Source organism: Dokdonia pacifica (assembly GCF_900188275.1).
Lineage (GTDB): Bacteria > Bacteroidota > Bacteroidia > Flavobacteriales > Flavobacteriaceae > Dokdonia > Dokdonia pacifica.
Genome location: NZ_FZNY01000007.1, coordinates 1 through 19,749, shown reverse-complemented (window position 1 = coordinate 19,749; position 19,749 = coordinate 1). Strand labels below are relative to the sequence as shown.

Annotated in this window: 22 protein-coding genes; 7 read left to right on the top strand and 15 right to left on the bottom strand. The window is 33.0% G+C overall.

What is annotated here, in order from left to right; all coding sequences use genetic code 11:
- Positions 1-21: 21 nt before the first annotated feature.
- The 12 genes from CHB80_RS18640 to rmuC form a co-directional block, all read right to left on the bottom strand.
- Entirely contained in the window at positions 22-1,167 is a 1,146-nt protein-coding gene (locus CHB80_RS18640) for a hypothetical protein (protein WP_143337182.1), read from the bottom strand.
- Positions 1,151-2,731 carry a hypothetical protein gene (locus CHB80_RS18635; protein WP_089373027.1) on the bottom strand — a complete coding sequence of 527 codons (1,581 nt, stop codon included), beginning with the start codon at positions 2,729-2,731 and terminating at the stop codon, positions 1,151-1,153. The genes CHB80_RS18640 and CHB80_RS18635 overlap by 17 nt, the downstream gene beginning before the upstream one ends.
- Before the next feature lies 1 nt (position 2,732).
- Positions 2,733-4,118 carry a B12-binding domain-containing radical SAM protein gene (locus tag CHB80_RS18630; protein ID WP_089373026.1) on the bottom strand — a complete coding sequence of 462 codons (1,386 nt, stop codon included), beginning with the start codon at positions 4,116-4,118 and terminating at the stop codon, positions 2,733-2,735.
- Positions 4,115-4,891 (bottom strand): class I SAM-dependent DNA methyltransferase, encoded by a 777-nt coding sequence (locus CHB80_RS18625; RefSeq protein ID WP_089373025.1) that lies wholly within the window; start codon positions 4,889-4,891, stop codon positions 4,115-4,117. The genes CHB80_RS18630 and CHB80_RS18625 overlap by 4 nt, the downstream gene beginning before the upstream one ends.
- Before the next feature lie 44 nt (positions 4,892-4,935).
- Positions 4,936-6,399 carry a B12-binding domain-containing radical SAM protein gene (locus tag CHB80_RS18620; RefSeq protein WP_089373024.1) on the bottom strand — a complete coding sequence of 488 codons (1,464 nt, stop codon included), beginning with the start codon at positions 6,397-6,399 and terminating at the stop codon, positions 4,936-4,938.
- Positions 6,392-7,300, bottom strand: a complete 909-nt coding sequence (locus tag CHB80_RS18615) for a nucleotidyltransferase (protein WP_089373023.1) — start codon at positions 7,298-7,300, stop codon at positions 6,392-6,394. The genes CHB80_RS18620 and CHB80_RS18615 overlap by 8 nt, the downstream gene beginning before the upstream one ends.
- A gap of 262 nt (positions 7,301-7,562) precedes the next feature.
- On the bottom strand, positions 7,563-8,435 hold the full coding sequence (locus CHB80_RS18610; protein WP_089373022.1) for a DUF5777 family beta-barrel protein: 873 nt from the start codon (positions 8,433-8,435) through the stop codon (positions 7,563-7,565).
- 34 nt (positions 8,436-8,469) lie between these two features.
- Complete coding sequence (locus tag CHB80_RS18605; protein ID WP_089373021.1) at positions 8,470-8,865, bottom strand: OB-fold protein; 396 nt, start codon at positions 8,863-8,865, stop codon at positions 8,470-8,472.
- Between the two features lie 15 nt (positions 8,866-8,880).
- Positions 8,881-9,423 (bottom strand): YceI family protein, encoded by a 543-nt coding sequence (locus CHB80_RS18600; protein WP_089373020.1) that lies wholly within the window; start codon positions 9,421-9,423, stop codon positions 8,881-8,883.
- A gap of 27 nt (positions 9,424-9,450) precedes the next feature.
- Entirely contained in the window at positions 9,451-9,843 is a 393-nt protein-coding gene (locus CHB80_RS18595) for a c-type cytochrome domain-containing protein (RefSeq protein ID WP_089373019.1), read from the bottom strand.
- A 451-nt stretch (positions 9,844-10,294) separates the two neighbouring features.
- A complete protein-coding gene (locus CHB80_RS18590; RefSeq protein ID WP_089373018.1) occupies positions 10,295-10,663 on the bottom strand; it encodes a 6-phosphogluconate dehydrogenase in 369 nt (122 codons plus the stop codon).
- Between the two features lie 14 nt (positions 10,664-10,677).
- Complete coding sequence (rmuC, locus tag CHB80_RS18585; protein ID WP_089373017.1) at positions 10,678-12,066, bottom strand: DNA recombination protein RmuC; 1,389 nt, start codon at positions 12,064-12,066, stop codon at positions 10,678-10,680.
- Positions 12,067-12,217: 151 nt separating this feature from the next.
- On the opposite strand from rmuC, the gene CHB80_RS18580 reads away from it, so the two are divergent.
- Complete coding sequence (locus tag CHB80_RS18580; protein WP_089373293.1) at positions 12,218-13,030, top strand: carboxypeptidase-like regulatory domain-containing protein; 813 nt, start codon at positions 12,218-12,220, stop codon at positions 13,028-13,030.
- 46 nt (positions 13,031-13,076) lie between these two features.
- Here the strand turns inward: CHB80_RS18580 and CHB80_RS18575 are convergent, their stop codons facing one another.
- Entirely contained in the window at positions 13,077-13,808 is a 732-nt protein-coding gene (locus CHB80_RS18575) for a phosphodiester glycosidase family protein (RefSeq protein WP_089373016.1), read from the bottom strand.
- A gap of 245 nt (positions 13,809-14,053) precedes the next feature.
- Between CHB80_RS18575 and CHB80_RS18570 the strand changes: the two genes are divergently transcribed.
- From CHB80_RS18570 to CHB80_RS18545, 6 genes are all read left to right on the top strand, one after another.
- The gene (locus CHB80_RS18570) at positions 14,054-14,431 is read left to right on the top strand and encodes a hypothetical protein (protein ID WP_089373015.1); all 378 of its coding nucleotides are present in this window, start codon (positions 14,054-14,056) and stop codon (positions 14,429-14,431) included.
- 218 nt (positions 14,432-14,649) lie between these two features.
- Positions 14,650-15,093: a hypothetical protein gene (locus tag CHB80_RS18565; protein ID WP_089373014.1), complete on the top strand. Its 444-nt coding sequence runs from the start codon at positions 14,650-14,652 to the stop codon at positions 15,091-15,093.
- A 4-nt stretch (positions 15,094-15,097) separates the two neighbouring features.
- The gene (locus tag CHB80_RS18560; RefSeq protein WP_089373013.1) at positions 15,098-15,619 is read left to right on the top strand and encodes a hypothetical protein; all 522 of its coding nucleotides are present in this window, start codon (positions 15,098-15,100) and stop codon (positions 15,617-15,619) included.
- Between the two features lie 5 nt (positions 15,620-15,624).
- A complete protein-coding gene (locus CHB80_RS18555; protein WP_089373012.1) occupies positions 15,625-16,458 on the top strand; it encodes a hypothetical protein in 834 nt (277 codons plus the stop codon).
- A gap of 3 nt (positions 16,459-16,461) precedes the next feature.
- On the top strand, positions 16,462-17,442 hold the full coding sequence (locus tag CHB80_RS18550; protein ID WP_089373011.1) for a serine hydrolase: 981 nt from the start codon (positions 16,462-16,464) through the stop codon (positions 17,440-17,442).
- On the top strand, positions 17,426-17,833 hold the full coding sequence (locus CHB80_RS18545) for a thiol-disulfide oxidoreductase DCC family protein (RefSeq protein ID WP_089373010.1): 408 nt from the start codon (positions 17,426-17,428) through the stop codon (positions 17,831-17,833). Before CHB80_RS18550 ends, CHB80_RS18545 begins: the two co-directional genes overlap by 17 nt.
- Positions 17,834-17,979: 146 nt before the next feature.
- Here CHB80_RS18545 and CHB80_RS18540 read toward each other — a convergent pair whose 3' ends face one another.
- Positions 17,980-18,603 carry a class I SAM-dependent methyltransferase gene (locus tag CHB80_RS18540; RefSeq protein ID WP_089373009.1) on the bottom strand — a complete coding sequence of 208 codons (624 nt, stop codon included), beginning with the start codon at positions 18,601-18,603 and terminating at the stop codon, positions 17,980-17,982.
- A 330-nt stretch (positions 18,604-18,933) separates the two neighbouring features.
- Complete coding sequence (locus CHB80_RS18535; protein ID WP_089373008.1) at positions 18,934-19,632, bottom strand: hypothetical protein; 699 nt, start codon at positions 19,630-19,632, stop codon at positions 18,934-18,936.
- Positions 19,633-19,749: the final 117 nt, after the last annotated feature.

Sequence of the window (19,749 nt, the reverse complement as noted above, 5' to 3'; positions counted from 1 at the left end):
AGGTGCTTGAAGAACAGAGGATTACTTTATGTAATCTACCTTATTCTCATTACTAGATGCTTCTCGAATGCTTTCAGGTACTTCCAACACTTTAAAAGGAGCAAGTGAGTCTATAGCTATTCTATGGTATAAATCTCCTAAAAAATCAAACTCATGATGACGATGTGATTTTAAATGCGCTACTTTTTTAAGTACATCTTCTTGAGAAAGTTGCCATTCATTTGCTAATTGTTCTATAGAAGGTTCCATAAATTTGATATAAGCAATTTCCATTTCTGTATGCAAACGTCTATTAAGAAAAACAGAATCTCTCCAAACTTCTCGTTGATATTTTTTAAGCGCATTGTTATATCTTTTTAATGAATCTAGAAAATCATTTGATGGAATATAACCTACTACATCTAATTGTTTGCTAAATAATGGTTGAATGTTTGATTCATGACACCACATACACTTAGCTGGTTTCCCTGCTCTTGTAACTATTTTATCTCCGACGGTTTTTAAATTACCCTCTATATCATACAATGCAAACCTTGAATGACCATTTGGCATCAACTCTACAGTTTCGTACTCCTGTATTTCGCCCGTAACGGTATCTCTCTCTGCAGAGATAAAGGCAAGTCTATTTGGTTTGTTATTAATAGAGTATTGGATTTCTCTATCTATATGGGAAATACCACTGTTATTAATAAATGCTGTAAGCGTATCAAAAGTATAGCTAGCTTCTAAATCATATAGATGTAATGGAGTGTCAACTATTTTGTAGTAATGATTAGAGCTTCCTATGGTAAGTGCTACATATCTTCCCATATCAATATGTCCTCTTTTTTGATATTCTTCAGAATTCTGAATAATGCGATTTAATTCTTGTAAATGAGGAATTGCTTTTTTAGTAAACCCACTATTAGAAACGTCAAGCTTTATAATGTCATTATTATGCGTAATGCCTGTAAGAGTTGTATCTAATGCAATGGTAGATCCTAAAAAAGAAAGCGCCCATTTAAGTCCCGATTTATTTCTTTCTAACGCATCTTTTGGATACGATTTATTCCATTTTAAATAAATAATATTAGGATCTTGGGTTGTCCCTTTATTTGAACAAGAACATATAGTAATGCATATAATTAATATGTAGTATATGATAGAGTGTTTAGATAGTAGATTCATATAAAGAGATTTCATAGATATAATGATTTCCTTTTTTGATGATGCTTCCATCAAAATACGTCAGTAATGTTATTTTAATACCTTCATTATGTAATATCCACACATTATTTTTTTCTATGTCAAAAAAAGGCTTTTCGGTAACAAATATAATAGATGGGGTATTTTTTTTATGAAGTTGTTGAATAGATTTTATTGAATTGACCACTCCAGCACTCTTTAAAGAAACGGGTCTATTAAATTTACAAAAGCTTTCAAAATTATTAGTACTTGTGAAAAAAATGGGCTTTTCAATATAAGCACTTAATGCAGTGCTATTACACGCTGTAGAAGCAATTATCTTATCTATATGCTGATTATCTTTTAAGTATTGAGCACTTTGTTTTGCTGTTGTAAATGGATGGATAATATCCATTGTATACGCATACATACCAGAAATAAAATGCAATCCGAGGGTTGAATAAATAAGTATAGGGTTTATTTTTTTTAAAATATTTTCAGGAAGTTGAAGAAAACTTTTTTTTGCTTTCGCGAAAGCATATATAGGAGCATTTGATGTAGGGTTTTTATAATTATTAAACCATAACGCGGTTATTAAAAGTAAGTATAATGCTCCATAATATCTTGCTGCATTTAAAGCACTAATAAAAAAGAATACTCCTACGCCAATAATTCCGATATATACATACCACATTATTCTTTTATTCTTATAAAATAAAAGGTATGGAATGACCAAACTAACAATTGCAAATCCTCCAGCAATATTCTTATTATAATTAACAAGAATATTAGTATTCCAAAATGAATGTTGTGTTATATCTGGTATAAGGAATATACTTTTAAAAAAAGGAGAAAGGCTTTTAGGAATTTTTTGTAGAAAAGTAATGTCTTTTCCTCTTTCAAAGAAGGAGGTGTCTGTAGGTGGAATAATTTGAATGATACTTATAATGGCTAAGGTTGTAAAGATCAATAAGCCAATCCAAGTCTTTCTTGATAGTTTTAATTTTTCTACCTCATATCGTTCTAAGAGCAATAGAAACATCATAGCACTTGCTAGTATTAAAAAAACAGCATGGCTATTACTTGCTATTCCTAATAAGGTTGCAATTAGGATAAATTTTGCAGTTCTATTTTGATAGAAACTACACGCTAGAAAAATAAAAAGAATTCCAAGATTATAATTTCTACTCAATATGTTGTACTCATAAAACATAAAGTAACCAAATATAAATAGCAGTTTAAAGAGGAGGGAGAAAGGAGCTTTTTTTAAGAAAACGCTCACAGTACATGTCATGATACTTATATGCAAAACTTGCATCCAGAACGGATTTACAGTGACTCTTGTGACCCAATAGAGTATTAAATTCCATACAATTGGATGTCCTTCATATCGTGTATGTGTAATAAGATCTTTAAAAGAATTGCTGTCGCGAGCTAATAAGTAATGATGTGCTTCGTCTAACCATAATTCATGATTCATAATGCCCCATAAACTCAATGCAAAAAATAGTGCTGTAATTCCAAATACAGTACTATTAGAGAGTTGCTTAACTTTTATAGTGCTCATATTATTTAGTCACTGTCATTAAACCATTTGCGAGGATAGATTTGATCTTATACTTGACAGCTTTTTTAAGATCTCGGTTTTTAGATTTCGTAATTTCTCTATGGTAGTTTACTTCATTTACCACTCTTTTTACGGCATAATCATAAAACTTACGAGGATACGTACGTTTAAAATCAATTTCTCTATCGGTTGAGGTTTCCCAATCAGGTTTTGTAATAATATCGTTTTCTATTTCGGTGTATAAAGAAGTTCCTTTAATAGGATAAGCAATGGTAATCGTAAAATGCGTGGGGTTTGCATCTTTTAGATATTGTACGGTGGTATTAATATCTTCAAGGTCTTCTCCGGGATATCCAAGCATGATAAAAGTACCTGTTTCCATATCCATGGCATTGGTTTTTTGAATAGCTTCCTTCACAACATTTACATCAACCCGTCTATCCATCGCATCAATAATTTTTTGAGAACCACTTTCTGCTCCTATCCAAATACGATAACATCCTGCTTCTTTTAAAAGTTGTAAAATATCATCATTCAATCTTTCTGCTCTGGTAATACATTCAAACGGAATCACTGCATCCTGCTTAATGACTTCTTCGTGAAAAGCTGTGAGCCATTTATGACTTACGGTAAATACATCATCTACAAACCATATAGAATCAGGTGTGTAGGTGTCTTTTAGCATTTTTAATTCGGCGGCAACTAAACTTGCAGGTCTCCGTCTATAACTTTGGCCATATACTGCTGTACTACACCATTTACAAGTATATGGACACCCGCGTTGCGTACTTACGGTCATAGAACTCATCCCGTGATTATCCTTCCATGTTTTGAGATATTTCTCCATGGGGATTGCTTCTCTATTAGGAAGTGGTAAGACCGAAAGGTCTTTCATCTTGACGCGTGGTTTTGTTTTAGTGACCATACCGTCTTCTAGATAAGCAAGACCCGCCACTTCAGATACGTCTGTTTGGTTTATGATGGCATTGTGTAGTTCTGCCATGGTTTCTTCACCTTCTCCTATAATAAGATACTGTGCGCCTGCTTTTAAATAATTCTCAAGATTGTAACTGATGTCGGGTCCTCCAAGTACAATAATCGGAAACCCATATTGTGCATCTGTTTTTAAAATTTTCATTAGCTTAATGACTTCTACCTTCGTCATTAAGTTGGAGTAAATCGCTACAATATCTGGTTGCTTTTCTTTTATAAATGCTAATTGATCTTCCTTAGCATAAAACGTAGTATCAAAAAGATAGTTTTCTATATGTTGTTCATTGAGGTATCCAGAAATATATAGCTGTCCTAAAGGAGGATAAGGCTTCATGATTTTGTGCTCCTTAGGATCGTTAGAGAGGTAGTATGCGTGAGTTAATAAAACGCTCATTTCTTTTCAAAGCTTATTAAAAAATGGTCTGCATATTTTGCCCAGAATGGGTTTTGAAACCATGACTCTAATGTAATCAAAAGCTTCATAAAACGAGGCTTATTTTTAAAATAAGGCTCTAAATAGGAGGGAGGAATCGCAATTCCTATGGGTTTTGTCGTTTTTGGTTTGGTATACGCTTTCGCGAAAGCGGTTACCTCCTTAGGATTATAATACCAAGTAGGAACCTGAACACCTTCTACATTAGCATATAGTGGCTTTTTTGTATTTCGCCGAAAGGCATTTTTGAATTGAAATTTTAGCAAAAAATAAAAACGTTCCCATAGCGTATGTTTGGGCATAATCACTAATATTAGCTTTCCTTGCTCTGTAAGTAATGTTTCTGATGTTTTTAAAAAATCTTGTAATTGTACATCAGATAAACAGTTAAGTCCTCCAAAATTTGAAAAAATCACATCAAATTTATGATCAAAAGTGGTAGGAGTCATCTCTGTAATATCAAGTGTTTGAAATGTAATATCCGGATATTTTTTTTGAGCTACTGCAATCATTTGTTCAGAAATATCTGTAGCAATGATATGATGTCCTTGATGATGAAAATGATGAGCATCTTCTCCAGTACCACAATTTAATTCTAGAATTTGCAATGATTTTGTGGTAGTTACATGACGATCTAGATATTTATATACTTGATTACGCTGCGCTTTACCTATACTGGAATGTGTGAAAACAGTATCGTAATTTTGAGCGTGTATATCAAAGTCATTACTCATCAATGTGGTATTCTGCTTATGAAAATAAGCTTGTAGGAATTAAATTAACTATTAGTGTGTTGCATATTCTTTAATATGGCTTTGTCTATCAGAGCACTAGGCATATAATAAAAGAAAAGTGCCATAGATCGTATGGTGGTTTTAGAAATAGTTAATGGGTTTTTAAAGAACGCTTTAAAATTTGCTATCCCTTGGCTTTTTCTATATTCTTTATGTACGTATCTATGTAATTTTTTATAGTATTTAGAGTTAAATGTTCCTTGAAACATCATTGCTAGGTCATCACTATCTGTCCAATTTGCTTTAAGTTGAAGGTCATCTTTTACTTTTTCGTAGAAAGGTGTTCCAGGAAGCGGATATGAAACAGAAATCCCTAGATTATCAGGAAGTAACTCTTTAATCATCGCAACCGTTTTTGCAATATCTTCTTTGGTTTCTCCTAAATATCCAAACTGAATAAAGAAAGCTACTTTGACTTTTTTCTTTTTAAGAAGTTGTGTGGCTTCATAAATCTGTTCTACTTTGGTTTCTTTGTCCATAGCATCCAGAATCTTTTGAGAGCCACTCTCTGCACCTACCCAAACTTCTTTAAGTCCGCTTTCTGCAAGAGCATCTATCGTATCTTCTTTTAAGAGTAAATCAACTCTACTTTGAATGTAATAGGTGATCTTTAGGTCTCTTTTCTTTAATTCAATATTAAAGTTTTGTACCCAATTAGGTTTTAATCCGAAAATATCATCGCACATCCAAAAATTAGTAACGCCATAATTTTCTTTTAAAAAGGCAATATGTTTTGTAATGTATTCTGGAGAGTGTGAGTTGTATCGATTTCCGTAAATGGGTTTTGCACACCAATTACATTTAAAAGGACATCCTCTTGTGGTTGCAATATTAAGTGTAAAATGTTTTCCACTTTGTGCCCATACAGCTTTATATGCATCTATATCTGCCAAATCCCAAGCAGGTTGAGGTAGTTCGTCTAGGTTACGTAATACAACACGTTTAGAATGCTTTTTTGTTTCGTTATCTTTCCTATATACAATACCATTAATAAGACTTATAGATGAATTGTTTTGTAATGCTGCAATAAGTTCTTTGAGCGTGATTTCTCCTTCGCCCTGTATGATATAATCAGCACCAGCATCAAGGTATTGATTATAATGATCTGTACTGTCGCTACTACAAACAATCACTTGACAGTTGTATTTTTTTCCTAGGCCTATCATTTCAAAAGCGGCTTCTCGCATGGTAGTAAGACACATTTTAGTGAGATAGTTAAATCCATCGTCATACATGACTAAGAAGGAAGGCTTTTGTTCTTTTATTTCTGTTTCTATAGCATAAGGGTCACTGCGTAAATTAGTGTCAAATAAGTTTACGGTATAGCCTTCTTGTCGCATTAATGATGCGGCATATAAAGTGCCAAGTGGCGGGTATGGGGTTTTATTTTCCCATTGTTTTTTGTCAAGAGGATAGTAGTAGGAATGAGAAAATAGAATATCAAGCATGTTCTTTGTTTAGCGTAATGTTGTATTTACTTTCATAAGCCCTATACTTTTCGTTAAGCCTTGTGATGACTCTATTTTGAAAACCTTGCGGATGATGTTTTGAAACACTTTTAGTAGACTTCATGGCTACGTTAAACTGGTCAGGGTTCATCTCACTAAATTTTAACTTCCATTTTTTATAGGTGAGTTTTAGAAAAAATGTATCTAATTGCTCTCCTATTTTAGAACGTAATACTTTTTCTGTGAGCTTTACGATACTTGGTTTTTTTATAGGTTTTAATTCATCTAATCCTTCTCCAAAATCTCTGTTTGGAAATGTAGTATACGCCCAGGTGTTTGTGTCATAAAACCTTTTAAAACTACCATTACCATACATAGGAACCAAGGTAACAAGTTCTGTGGCGGTAAACAGATTTTTCTCCTCTATTTCTAAAGAATTTTCACTGATAAAATAATTCACACAAAAATACTTCTTAGAATTAAGCAAGAAAATTTTCTTATATAAAATAAGTAATGTTCTGGCTATCCAGAGTCGTTGTTTGCTGGTAATAATAAAAAAATCTATATCGCCATCTTTATCAAAAAAACCTTTGGATAATGCCCCTGAGATACCCACGCCTTCTACAAATGGAAATTTAGAAATGAGCCTAGACATGCGATCTGCTTTTTTAGCAATATTGCGAGCTCCTTCATTTCCGTCTAATCTTCGATCTATTTGTGCACGATCATTTTCACATAAATAAAACTGATCTATTTTATAAATAACACCATTTTTCACAAGCGTTTCTAGCTCTTGATCTACCAAACTCACATTTTTAATATCAGAAAAAGCGATAATCTCCTCTTTGGTAAGAGGGTATTTAAATAATGAAAAATATAATATGGGTTTGAGGGACGTCAACAGTATATGATTTATAACTTCTTTATATAAGAACTTGATTTAGGTGCTTAATAGTATATACGCTTATTTTCTTAATGAGGATTTTCCTCTATAATGGAAAGAGTATTATGGTACTATGTTAAAACAGAAATTTACTGTTTATTTCTTTACCGTACAATAACTATTGAATAAAGTAATACATATTTTATAGACGAAATGCCTTGTTTTTCCTTACGAGTTGTAAGTGTATTATTATACTATTTATAAATTAAATAGTCTTACTTTATTTTTTACTTCCTAAACTAAAAGCACGAGAGATATTGAAGCCTAAGAAAACATTTCCATCTCCAAAGTCACCTCTAGCTTGTCCTAAGAAACCATTTGCAAAAATAGCTCTAGCATTCGATACGTGTAATTGAAAAACGTGTCCGCCAGTTTCTATTTCTATTCCAAGTGCTAAAGAGTTATTAAAATCAGAACCACTTACCCTATTTAAGTGTATTCCATAATCTCCGATAAATGCTAGTCTTTTAGTAAATTTAAAACGTCCTCCTATGCCTAGGGCAAATTGTGAATTATCTTGCCCGTCTTCTCTGACGGTATTGTCATGAAAGTACGTAGGGATTAATTGTAGTGACAACCAATCATTAAACTTTCTAGAAACTAGTAATTGATGTGCATATCCTAAACGATCGCTAAACGTAAGTTCTGGAAGTAGATCACTATCTAATTCTGTATTGATATTAAATAAATGATACCCTACAAGTGTTACAGGAGATTTCCCTTCTGTTTGACGTAAGAATCTATATTTAACTGCGGCATCATAGGTTTTGTTAAAACCAGAACGTGATATTCCTACATTTAACCAATCTGTGACTCCGTACACAAATTGTATACGTGCAGTTGCGTCATCAAGGCCAATAAAATTATCTATTCCATCACTTAAATCTCCAAAGCGGTGTGAGATGATAAACTGTAACTGTTTTTCTCCTACAAGCTTCGTAGACTCAAAATTTACAATCTTGATTCCTTTAAAAACAGAAGTAACAGGTTGTTGTTCATCTGGTACTTCTTGTTCTAATTCATTAAGTAAGTCATCATCTTGAGCAATGGCCACTATAGGCAAGAGTAATAGTAAGAAAACTAATTTCTTCATGGGTGTTTGGTGTGTTTATGTGTTGGTTTGTATTTTATTTGAGCAAGGTTGCTTGGTCTAACTTTACTTCTTCAAGTAAGTTATCATATCCAATACATCTAGCTTTTATATGTATAGTTGTATTTAGTTGAGAAGGCGTAGGTGGTGTTTCGTTTTCGCTTAAAGCGAAAAAAATCACATTTTCAACCACAATGCTATTTCCATCAATACTACTTAAGATACCTTCTATTTCAATAGTTTTATTAAGGTATTTTGCAGTTGCTTCTTCTTCACTATTCTGAAAATCTTTAATAAAATCAGTAGCTTTTACTGTGAAAGCTGGTTTTTCAGATTCAATATCTCTATGGTCTTGATATATATAATTATACCCTATAATAGCTGAGAGTGCAATTACGACAAGAACTACTAGTATTATTTTTTTATTTTTCATGAGTTCCCAGTTTCATTAGCGTTTCACTAAACTAAAATTAGCTGCAATTTTAATAGTGCCTGAGATTTTCTCTCTTACAACACTTGGGATTTCAATATCAAAATCACCAGGTGCTACAGAAAAATTTGTGCTTACTTCTATAGTATCTCCATTCTTGACAATTATGATGGTAGTACTTACTTTTTTTGTTTTACCGTGAATAGTAAGATCTCCTTCTACGGTATATTCTTTTTTGGAACCTATTTCTGTAATAGAAAAACCATTCACAACACCGTTAAAGGTTGCTTTTGGATAGGTATCGCTCTCCATATAGTTTTCATTGAAATGCTCTTCCATAAGTGCATTCCTAAAACGAAACCCTTTTACGAGTCCTAATACAGCAATTTTTCCAGAACTTACGTCTAGAATAGCTGTTGTAGTTTCATTACTAGCTTTTACGGGTTCAAATGCTTCTACAGATCCTTCAAAATCTAGTTTTCCAGTTTTTGTATAATATTTTTGTCCAAAACTTTGGGCTATAAATCCAAAGAATAAAAGGAGTATCATTAATTTTTTCATGATTGATTGTTTTAAATGCGATTGTTATTAATTTTCATTTTCTAGAATACCATCGTCTATCCAATCCATGATATCTTCTATAAGGTTATCTGGTAGATTTCCGCTAGGTGGCATTGGGTTTGTTGTACTTGTCATACGAGTTATCATTCTGCCATTATCTGCTTCTATAAATGCAAATTCAAATGCATCCAGTCGTACTCCTGCAGTTTGTTCATTTACATTATGACACTCTACACAGGCATTATCTAAAATAGCTCTAGCCGTATTTTCATAAGTAACTACATCTATAATTTCGTCATCTTCTCCAACTAGTTCTGATAAAGAACTTCTTTCGCAGCTTGAAAATGCGAGCATTCCTATAGTAAGAATAAGTCCTGTTATTTTGAAGTTACTTGTAGTCTTGTATGCGATTTGATTCATAATTTGTATCTGCTTGTTTATGATGGTTGAACCTTAATTTTTAAATTCATAACAAAGAACCTTTATGACACCCATAAAATAAAATTAAATGAGTTTAAAAGGAAAAAATGACTTTAAAACTGAAAAATAAATCATCATAGATTTCTTTCCATAAAGCCTATAAATAGATACTCTTCACAGTATTTGAGTATATTTTGAATAGTAGGTCGAACTATACGTTTAATCTTACATTTCTATATGAAGAAATACATAACAAGGTACAAAAAATATAATTTTTGTATGATGAATGCTATAATAAGACCGTAGTGCTTTGCCTAAGTTCTATATGTTTTGATGAGATATTATTATGTGTAGTATCGTTACTTTATTTGATGGGATATGGTAAGAATATTATTTCGCGAAAGCGAAATTTAAATAGTTAAGCATAGGTATAGGATATACAATTGCTTATTTAATTTTTATTAAAATGTGGAGATTGCTCTAGGGAAATATTGGTAATGAAGTATTTTGTGTCTCCCCAAAAGAAAAAAGTGCCAAAGCGTTCTATGTAGGTAACCTTCACATACTTGCCTTGATAGTCTTTTAATTGCTGGATGACCTCTTTCTCTTTGTCCATTACAGAAAAGCTAAAAATTTGAGCCCCACTAATGCCTTGACTTATTTCTCCTTCCCAAGTTTTTACAACGGCTCCTTTGTAGCTAAACTTGATTAACTCACCAGATCTAGTCCCTTCACTATAGGGTACATAATATAAGAAGCTATAGTAGGCAGTAGCCAATAATGCAATTGCTAGTAAAAAGATGATGAGTACTTTTTTCATAATATTTATGGCATCTACTTTTGTTCTTCAGACGCACGCTCAATAAGCTTGTCATTGAGGTGTTTCTTCTGTTTGATTCCTAGTTTTTTAAGGCTTTCTACTTTTTTAATTAGATTTCCTTTACCTGTAAGCTTTTTCATGGTAGTATCATAACTCCCTTGTACAGTACGTAATTGATTTCCTACTTTGATAAGATCATCGGTAAGCAATACAAACTGATCATAAAGACGTCCCGCTTGAATAGCAATTTCTAGGGCATTTTGTTGTTGCTTCTCATTATTCCACATCGTATCTATAGTACGAAGTGTTGCCAATAGCGTAGAAGGCGTTACAATCACAATGTTTTTTTCAAATGCTTGATTGTATAATTGATTTTCTGCATTGATAGCAATCGCAAATGCAGGTTCTATAGGGATAAACAATAATACAAAGTCAGGACTTTCTACTTGATAAAGGTCTTGGTAGTTCTTGTCACTTAATTGTGCAATATGGCGTCTTAGCGAAAGAATATGCTCTTTAAGCGCTTGTTCTTTTAAAAGATCATCTTCCTGATTTACATAACGCTCGTAAGCACTTAAAGACACTTTACTATCAATAATCATGCGTTTGTTATCAGGTAAATGAATCACAATATCCGGAAGTACACGACTGCCATCTTCTGTTGTGAAGCTTTGTTGTACAAAATACTCTCTGTCTTTTTCAAGTCCCGATTTTTCTAACACACGTTCTAGTACCAATTCTCCCCAGTTACCTTGTGTTTTACTATCTCCTTTTAAAGCCTTAGTCAGGTTATTAGCCTCTTTAGACATCTGTTCATTAAGTGCCGTAAGGTTTTTGATTTGCTCTCGTAATGCAGAGTTACGCTCAATCGTATCTTTTTGAGTAGCTTCAACTTTCTTTTCAAAACTTTGAATTTTTTCCTGAAATGGTTTCAGGATTTTATCTAAGTTTTCTTGGTTTTGCAATGTAAATTTACTTGACTTTTCTTCTAGGATTTTATTGGCAACAAGTTCAAAATCTTTGGTGAATTTTTCTTGTAGTGTTGCTAGTTCTTCTGTTTTTTCTTCAATGCGTTTTTCCAAGTTTTGGAATTCTACATTACGAGCTGTGAGTTCGTTTTGGAAAAAGTCTTTTTCCTTTCTTAGGATTGTCGCTTCTTCATTGGCTTGCTTTCTGACTCCTTCTAATTGTTCTGTAGCTTCTTTTCGGAGTTGTTGTATTTGAGATTCCGCTTTCGCGAAAGCGTCCTTAGCCTGACCCAACTGCTCACTTTCTAATTTTAAACGTTCCTGTAAACCACTAAACTCCCCTTTCTTTTTAAGATTAGCGATAAACATGCCTAATACTACACCAATAATAATACAAGTAATGGCAATAAGAAAGTAGATAACTATGTCATTCATGAGTGTAAAGATAAAAAATACAAATGCATTTATGGTGTGTCGCTGTCTTATTTGTAGCGATCATTCCTAAACGCTCTTTTAACAAAAAAATATTGCCATTTTTATTGATATTACATCGTAAATGAAGTATCTTAATAGTAAAATTAATTCTATGAAAAAAGTAGTACAATTATTCGTGTTTTTTGTTGGCTTTATAGCTATTTCTCAAGGCATTAAACGCGAAAATATTAGCGGAAAAATTATTGTAGAAGGAAATGATATAGAGAATATCACCATTTATAATACATCATCAAATAAAGGTACAATCACCAATGAAAAAGGAGAGTTTACCATAGCTGTAGCCTTATATGATGTCTTAGAAGTGAGAGCCATAGAATACCAAAATTTTGATGTTAGGATTAATAAGGATATTCTCGCCTCAAAAAGAGTCAATATTTTTTTAATTGAAGAAGTAAATCAATTAGATGAGGTTTTGGTCAGCAATAGAACGCTTACAGGAGATCTTCAAACAGACATTAGCAATGTAAAATTATTTAGTCCCAAACTGGATGCTGTTTATTTTGGGATCAATAATTACGATGTATATGATTATACAGAAGATAATAGTGAGGAGATCAAAAATATGGCTATCCGATCTGAGGCGCAGGCGATGGTACATAGTCTAAATGTTATTAATGTAGTAGATCAATTATTGATTCCACTTTTTAGATCTGAGGTAAAAGATAAAAAGGCTGTTGGTATTCCAGAAGTACCTGCAAAATCAATTAAATATTATTTGGGCTCTAATTTTTTAGTAAAGAACTTTAGTATTCCAGAACACCGTGTAGAGGAGTTTATTAGATACGTTGAAGAGGATAAAACCTTTGACTTTGATATGTTAAACTACGGTCATGAATTAGAATTTCTTGAATTGCTTAATAAACAAAGTAGGATGTTCTTAAATACTAAAAAGACTACAGATTAGAAGCTTTATAAAGATACCGCTTTCGCGAAATGCTAGCCTTAAAGTATTATTTCTTATTTCTAGTTTCTGCAATAATCACCCCAAAATTCCCATCCACTTGCTCCCAATAGCGAGAAGGGAGATAGGTGCGAGATACAAAACCGTCTAGATATAATGCATTTTTACAGCCTTTGTCTTTAAAAAAGCAAGCAAAGTCATAAAAATTGATTTTCTCTTTAGACATGGCAAAAAGCAAATTGCCATTAGGTAATACACCGACACCGTTTCTGATATGTAGGTTAGAAGATCCTTCTGTAAATTTAGGATGTATCTTATCATTTATAAGAAGCATAGGGCCAGATTGCGTAGCATATTTGATATCTGGAGTCTGTGTAAAATTTGCAGTAGTTGTAATAGAAGCTTTATGCTTATCGGTTATATAAAAAATACCATTGGGGTGTAAATAAAAATTTGTTTTCCCGCCTTGTAAGGTGTCAATAGGGGCTTTCATGACTCCTTTCTGGATGAATAGCCCTTGAGGAGATCGGTCTTTAAGATACATACCTCCATTCATTGCAAAAACAAGTTCTTTTCCTTCTTTTTCAACAACTGTTTTTAAATTCTGAATACTCCCATAATTTTTGTCTTGATCATCTTTCCAATAAAAATCTAGCTGCTGCTTATTGAGATTCACTTCATAACTTAGAATACCACTATTAGTACTAGGTAGAACTTCTTTACTCGTATTAAATGATATGAGTAAAATGAAAAAGAAGAGAAATGATTTAAAATAGCTCATATAGCTCACTTGATTTAATTGAATAACTCATTAACGATATACTAATTGTGTTCTCTGAATACTTAAAGGTACCCAAAAGATTTTTTAAAGAAACCCATTAGCAATAATCATTTAGTTATTTTACCGTGTATTCAACGGTTTTTAAAAACCGTAAAATCTACCTTTATTTTTTGATAGCGAGACCAATATCTTTAAGAGCACTGATCGGTGTTTTTAATTTATGAACCTTTTAAACAAATTATTTTATGGAAAAATTTGATGAATTCTCATCTATTGAACAAGCCGCTATGGAACAGTCTCCTATACATGAAACTGATATACGCTATAATTTTACAGATGCTCATGATTTTATAGGTAAAGTAGCTAAAATTGTAGAGACAGATAGGGTTGATATAGCAGGAACAGGAGTAGAACATATTGTGGCAACTAAAGGAGATGGAGCAACAACACCAGAAGTTACAGCAACCGCAGCTGTAGAAGTAGCAGCTGGGGGAGTTGTTGTAGATACCGTTTTTACAAACAAACATATCTCACTTCTTAAGAGCATTGATAAAGAATGTTCTGTAGATGAACTTATCGATTTAAGAAGCAGCTTAATGAAAGCAAATGCTATGCGTAAATAGTCTCCTGATGTAATCAAATAACTTCTATATATGCTACAATCATGTATAGAAGTTTGATTTTGATGCTCCATTACGGATAGCGCGTACACATACCCCGTATTTTCCACGGGTTTTAAAATACCGTGTAATCTCTCATTATTTTCTAAGGGTGATTCATATACCTTTAAAAACACTGATCAGTGTTTTTTTATTTATTAACCTTTTAAACAAATTATCTCATGGAAAGATTTGATGAATTCTCATCTATTGAGCAGGCTGCTATGGAGCAGTCTCCTGCACATGAAACCGATGTAGGGCACAACTTTTACGAAGCACAGTCCTTTATTGGTAAAGTAGTTCACGATGTAGGACATGCAGTTGATAAAACTGCTCATGACGTAGGTCATGTTGCTACTAAAGCAGCTCATGTTGTCGTAGAAGGAACTAAGGAAGCTATTGAAGTTACTGGTAAAGTAGTACAAGTAGCAACTCCTGAAACTCCAGAAGCAGAAGAAGCGACAGCAGTGGCTGTCGAAGTTGCTGCCGGTGGAGTTGTGGTAGACAATGTTTTTACAAAAGAACATATCTCCCTTCTTAAAAGTGTCGATAAAGAATGCTCTATAGATGAGCTTATCGATTTGAGAAGTAGTTTAATGAGAGCAAATAAAATGCTAAAAAAGTAATGCTATGAACCTATCAGATATCTTTACATATGTTATTGTTGGATGCCTGGGGTTTTGGCTATTAGCAAGTATTATTTGCCAATTTAATTTCCTGCGTCTAGAGAATTTCTTTAGACGTATGGATTTTTTCTCCCTACTTCCACGCTGGTCTTTCTTTGCACCCAATCCTGGAGTGACAGATTATCACTTACTGTATAGAGATAAAGACCAAGAAGACGAATGCGGACGATGGATAGAGTATCCTATCGCGAGTAATAGAACATTATTAGGAGCCGTATGGAATCCTAAAAAACGAAATAAAAAGGCACTATCAGATGCAGTACAAACATTAGTACGGTCATCATCTATGCTAAAAGCTAGCGAGTTTAAAACCTCTATGTGTTACATCGCTTTAGTAAATTTTATAGCTTCTTTACCTAGAGATACTAGTGGAAGAGTTACTCAATTTATGATCATGGAATCCTATGGACACCTCCCAGATAAAGGACCTAAAATGCTATTCAGATCAGAATTTCATAAAATATAATCGTTATGGAACAATTTTTAAATATCGAATTTGTCTATTCCTGTATGAAGTATTTTGTATTGATAGGGGTTTCTATCTCTACAATAGAACTATTATATAATTGGAAAAACTTTAAAGACAACCGTTTATATAGTTGGAAAGTAATTGCTACAAGAGATACTTTCTCAGAATCTAATGTCCTTTATAGAGTCGCTCATTTTCTATTGAAGTACCCTAATTTTTTGGGAGTCATTATCCTTAGATTACTAGTTATTGTGTTATTAGCTGTGCCAGGAATTTGGATGTTTTCACAAGCACCTTTATTACTCATTATTGTAGTGACATCTTTGCTTATTAATTATCGCAGTCCTTTTGGACAAGACGGTTCAGATCAAATGTCTACCATTGTATTGATTACACTATTCTTATACCATATCAATCCTGAAAATACCATAGTAGCACAAGCAGGACTTTGGTTTATAGCCTTACAATCATTACTCTCTTATTTTACAGCAGGTTTTTTTAAAGCAAAAGGAGAAAAATGGACAACAAAACCCAATGCTGTATTCTTAATTTTTAATACCGCGACATATGGGAGTAAACCTATTGCTCAGTATTTAGAAGGGAAACAGGGAGCTATTACCTTTTTAACATGGTCTACAGTAGCTGTAGAAGTGATGTTTCCTCTAGTTTTAGTAACAGGATATCCTGGTATGATATTATTTTTAGGATGGGGCTTGGCATTTCATTTAATGAATGCTTTAGTGATGGGATTAAACTCTTTTTTATGGGCTTTTTTAGCAACCTATGGAGCCATCATTTATTGCTGCATGCAACTTTCTAGCTACTGGGTATTATAGCTTATGGACAATCCTATTTCTAATTACATTATAAAACAACCTGATGATTGTGCACTTATATTTATTAAAAACGGGCAATCCATTATAGATATAAATGCACAGTGTCATATGCCGTTAGCTAGTATTTATAAATTAATTGTTTTAAAAGCATATTTAGAACAATGTAAAAGTGGTGATGTAAACCCTAATGATCTTGTACATATCCACGAATTAAAATGTTATTGGATACGCTGGGTAGATCCAGGTTTTTCAGGTTGGTATGCTTCTTTAAAAGCAACCAATAAAGTCAAGAATAATCAAATCGCTTTGCGCGAAATTGTACAAGGAATGCTCGAATATAGTTGCAATGCAAATACAGATTATTTGTTGAGTCTTTTGCATATTGAAAAAGTTCAGAAACAACTTGATACATTAAAGATAGATGGCCATGACCCAATCATGCCCATTAGTACCTCAGTATTGATGTTCTTGAGAGATATAAAAAAAGGGATGACACATACCCCAATTACATTAGCAAAAGAGGCCAATAGTGCTTTTGAAAAATTACTACAAGGTAAAACTGTAGAAGGGTTAGATTTTAACTTGTTAAATGACTTTGACTATAAGAGGCAATGTGACTGGAGTGACGCACTTCCGCATGCTTCTGTACATAATTATATACAGGTATTAAACCAATTACAAGCGTTGCATAAGAACACTAAGGAGTTACAAAGCGTAATGAGTTGGTTTGGAAATTTAAAGAGTTACAAAGGTTTACAAGGCGGGATGAAACTAGGTACGACTCCTAAAGTATTTAATACAGCATTATATGCGACAGATAAAGAAAATAATACCTATCAATTGATTTATTTTCTCAATAACCTTGATCAAGAGCAAAAGGAAATGGTCACACTTGCGTCTAATGATTTTAACTTACGTATGATCAAAGAACCTTCATATGTAAACGAACTTAAAAATAACATAGCTCATGTCGCTTCAGTATAAAAAAATAATCCTTTTTGATGGAGATTGTTCTTTTTGTAATAGTACCGTTGATTATCTGTTTAAAAAGAATAGTAAACGAAGCTTATATTTTACATCACAGCAATCTAGAATAGGGAAGGAGCTATTAGAAAAGAAGAACTTACCAAGTAATTTGGATACCATTTATTTTTATTCAGATGGGAAGGTATATGAAAAAGCAGCAGCCTTTTTTCATATTGCAAAAGAGCTGGATAGTCCTTGGCGATATTTTTCTTTTTTGAGGCAAATTACTCCACGCTCATTAGGAAATTGGTGTTATGATCGTATTGCCAAAAGAAGACATTTGCTATTAGGAAAAAAAGATAGTTGTAGGCTCATGACCAAAGAAGAGCAACAGTATTTTCTATTATAAATTTTCTAAGAATATGTTACTTTATACGCTTTCGCGAAATCGAACTTGTGAGATTCACGACCATAGGGAGAGTGAAACGGTAAAGCGAACTTGTGAGATGCACGACCGTAAACGAGAGCGAGACGGTAAAGCATATACTGTACTTTCTAAATAGTCTTCTTTAAAACGATAAACCTACTGGTAAGTTCAAGAATATCTAGTTTTTTTTCTTCTGCGATATACGCAATGGTCTCAGATCTGTACATAAATACATGTGTAGGGTCTTTTCGATAAAACCATGTTTTAAAATCAATGGTATCCGTATATAATAAAGTCATAATAAGTAACATTCCATTAGGTTTCAATAAGGATACGAGTCTATCAATCTCTAGCTTGGGATTATTAAAATGCTCAAATACCTCACAACTCACAATATAATCGTATGATGAATGTAATACCTTTTGGTCAGGAGCAAAGTAGGGATCGTATGGAACAATATCATAATCTTGCTTTTTAAGCATACTGGAAATAACTGGACCTGTACCGCTTCCAAAATCTAATCCCTTATGCTTAGGTGAAAATGTATCAAGTACATACTGAGTAATAGGCATCGTAAAGTTTTGATACCTATGATCTTCTACATCATTATTGTGGCTTTCATAATGTGTCTTTTCTTCAGTAGCAGTTAGGTATTGTTTTTCATCTTTTACAATCGCTTTACACCTTTCACAATCATAAAAATGGGTATCTATTTGTGTGATAAGTGTTGTATTGCAAAGGGTGCATAGCATGCTTTGTTGCTTGTTTTTTGTTCCTATAGAAGCATCAAGGTACGGATATAAGTTTATAATGTATTGTTTATTAGTGAAACACTATTTTGTAAAGTCAGTAAGACGCATACAAAATAGATAGCTGAACTAATCCCGCTTTTTCAGCGGGATCTTAGTTTAATATCTTTTATGAGTGCGCTTTCGCACTTCGATGTAACTCACATCAACTTCTACGTCACTATCTTCCTTGAGAGCGTATACAACTTGTCTTTTCGAGCGCAGTCGAGAAATCTAGTTGTTGTTTCAAGATTCCAAGTACAAAGAATATGATTTTAATGACGTTTATGGTTGCTAATGATAATTTTTATTCTTTCCGAACGCCAATAGGATATCAGCAATGGGATATGCTAGCGCTGCAGTTATTCCAAATATTGCTAGTATTATCTTTCCTTCGGATAAAAAACCAGTTATTGAAACCCATATAATCAATATGCAAAAAGGATAGAGGAGTAGTCTAGTTACAACCTTTGTAAAAGTCCACTCTTTGGTTTTTTCTTTCTTTAATGCTGTTTTAGCATTGTTTTTAAGTTCAGGATTATTTTCTGGCGCTATATTTTCTATGGCTTCTTTCAATTCGTCTGTTAGAATTTTTGTTTCGTACTTTTTCATTTTCGATACTAACAGATGCAATAAAATACCAACTACAGACATTGCTATTATATATAAGATGGCCGTTTTCATCTCAGTTGTAAATAATAATGCCAAAGTCAGTAGCGTAAAAAAACCAATAGCAAGTTTATTTAGAAATTTATCATAGGGATTTTTCTCCGTTTTTATACCGTTTAACTCTCCATGTTGATCAAAAGTCAGATGAAAGATGGGATATGCTCCTCTTAAAGAATGTGCGGATCTCCATATGAGGAGTGCATTTGGTTTTACTTCTCCACTGTATTTTGTTGTATTGTAAAAAAACATATCATTCCAATGGTTTTTCAGCGTACTTTTTTTGTGCTGAATAATTAATTTTTGGATGTCTTTTTTATGCGCCATAAAGTTTAGTTCAAACTACCGTCAACGTTTGGTGTAAGGAACGTAGGGCAAGGAATAAGTACTGTCTTTCGAATTCTCACTAAGCCAAATTTACATATTTTGCTTTTATTTTTCTAA